This window comes from Bradyrhizobium sp. P2_E8 (assembly GCF_056403875.1).
Window position 1 is genome coordinate 1 of sequence record NZ_JBFUES010001107.1, and the last position, 2,295, is coordinate 2,295.

Consider the following 2,295-nt stretch of genomic DNA (forward strand, 5'->3'; position numbering starts at 1 on the left):
GTAGCCGAGCGCCTCCGGATTGAAACTATCGATCTCGATCCAGAACATGTCGAGGTCCGCGATGGTGCGCAGGATCTTCAGGTAACCCTCGGTCTTGGCGTTGAAGTTGCAGTCGAGCAGGATGTCGACGTCGGGGCCCGCGCCGTCGCGGATCGCTTCCAGATGCATGCGCAGGTCGCGCAGGATCTTGCGATCGACGTTGATCTCGGGTGCGAAGGGCGAGCCGAAGCCGGGCCGCCAGCCGGTCGGCTTGCCGCCGTCGTAGGAGAAGATGTTGGTCTTGAGCGCGGTGAACTTCTTCTCGCGCACCTCGCGGCCCATCGCCTTGACGCCGTCGAGGCTTTCGATCGGCGGCTTGTACCAGGACGGATGATTGATCCGCCACGTCGCGCAATGCGACCAATACACCCGGACGCGGTCGCGGATTTTGCCGCCGAGCAGCTCATAGCAGGGCACGCCGAGAGACTTCGCCTTGGCATCGAGTAGGGCGTTCTCGATCGCCCCGAGCGCTTGCGCCACCACCCCGCCGGCCGCGGGACGCGTGGCGGCGAACAGCTCGGCGTAGATGCGCTCATGCTGGAAGATATTCTGCCCGATGATGCGGGTGGACAGGCGCTGGATCGCCGCGCCAACACCGGGTGAGCCAAAGCCTTCATCGAACTCGCTCCAGCCGACGACGCCGTCGTCGGTCGTCAGCTTGACGAAGTGGTAGTTTCTCCAGCCGGCATCGCAGGCGAGGATTTCAAGGCTTGTCGCTTTTGATGATTTGGTCATGTCGCTCCCTGTCGTCTGGTCGGGCTTCTTTTCTTGTGGCCAATCGCAGGCCCGACCCTGGCCAACTGTTAAGCCAACCACGGACCGGCGTGAAGCCCGCAGCAGGTGGGGACAGCTATGATCTGCTTTCGATAGACCGGTTCTTGCGGTTCATCATCGTGCCGCCCCTGTTTGCGGCCTTCGTCGTCGCACCGCAGATTTCGGCGGCATTGTCGCCAGTCTAGTCAGCCCATCGCCGACGAGCCGAGCAGAGCGAGGACGGCCAGCGCCATCAGCGCGGTGCCGAGCCAGCCCAGCGCGACCAGCCACGACCGGGCCCTGAAACGGCCCATGATCGTGCGGCTCGAGACGATCAGCATCATCATCGCCATGATCGGAACGGCGACGATGCCGTTGAGCACGGCGCTCCACACCAGCATGTGGATCGAGTCGATGCCGGTGAAGCCGAGGCCGAAGCCGATCGCGGTCGCGGCCGCGATGATGGTGTAGAAGCCGACCGCCTTCTCGGGCTTTGCCTCGAGCGTGGCGCGCCAGCCGAAGATCTCCGCAACCCCGTAAGCGGCCGAGCCCGCCAGCACCGGGATCGCGAGCAGGCCCGTGCCGATGATGCCGAGCGCGAACAAGGCGAAGGTGAAGTCGCCGGCGAGCGGCCGCAGCGCCTCGGCGGCTTCGGTCGCCGAACTGATGCGGGTGACGCCGTTGGCGTTCAGCACGGAGGCCGTGGTCAGGATGATGAAGAATGCGATGCCGTTCGACAGCAGCATGCCGAGCGTGGTGTCGGCCTTGATGCGCGCGAGCTCGGGATCGCCGCCGCGCCGCGTCTCCTCGCGCAGCGGCTTGTCGCGCTTGCCCTGGTTCATCTCCTCGACTTCCTGCGAGGCCTGCCAGAAGAACAGATAGGGGCTGATGGTGGTGCCGAGCACGGCGACCACCATCATGAAATAGTCGGCGCTGACATTCGCCTTCGGCCACACCGCGGCGAGCAACGCCGTGCTCCACGGGATCTTCACGGTGAAGGCGGTCGCGACATAGGCGAAYAGCGCCAAGGTGAGGAATTTCAGCACCGGCGAATAGCGGCGATAGGGCAGGAACACCTGGAGCAGGGTCGAGCCCGCCGCGAAGATCAGCGCGTGCTCGTGGTTGAGACCGCCGATGACGAGCGAGAGCGCCTCGGCCATCGCGGCGATGTCGGCGGCGATGTTGAAGGTGTTCGCGGCGACCAGCAGGCCGACGAGCGCCAGCACCGCCCAGCGCGGCGCGATCCGCATCACGTTGGCGGCAAGCCCTTTTCCGGTAACCCGGCCGATCTGCGCGCTGACGAGTTGAATGGCGATCATGAACGGCGTGGTCAGAAACACCGTCCAGAGCAGCCCGTAGCCGAATTGTGCGCCGGCCTGCGAATAGGTGGCGATGCCGGAGGGATCGTCGTCCGCCGCCCCGGTGACGAGGCCGGGGCCCAGTCGTTGCAGCAGCGTCGGCGCGGACTTCGTCGGTGCGTCGGCGCTGTCGTTCTTGGCGGGG

General features: G+C 65.5%; 2 protein-coding genes. Both read right to left on the reverse strand.

Annotation, left to right across the window (positions count from 1 at the left end):
* Window positions 1-774, reverse strand: a 774-nt coding sequence (locus AC1D00_RS37285) for an enolase-like domain-containing protein (protein ID WP_477014108.1), incomplete at its 3' end; no start/stop codon positions are given.
* Window positions 775-998: 224 nt separating this feature from the next.
* Window positions 999-2,295: NRAMP family divalent metal transporter (locus AC1D00_RS37290; protein WP_477014109.1), on the reverse strand; the 1,297-nt coding region annotated here is incomplete at its 5' end.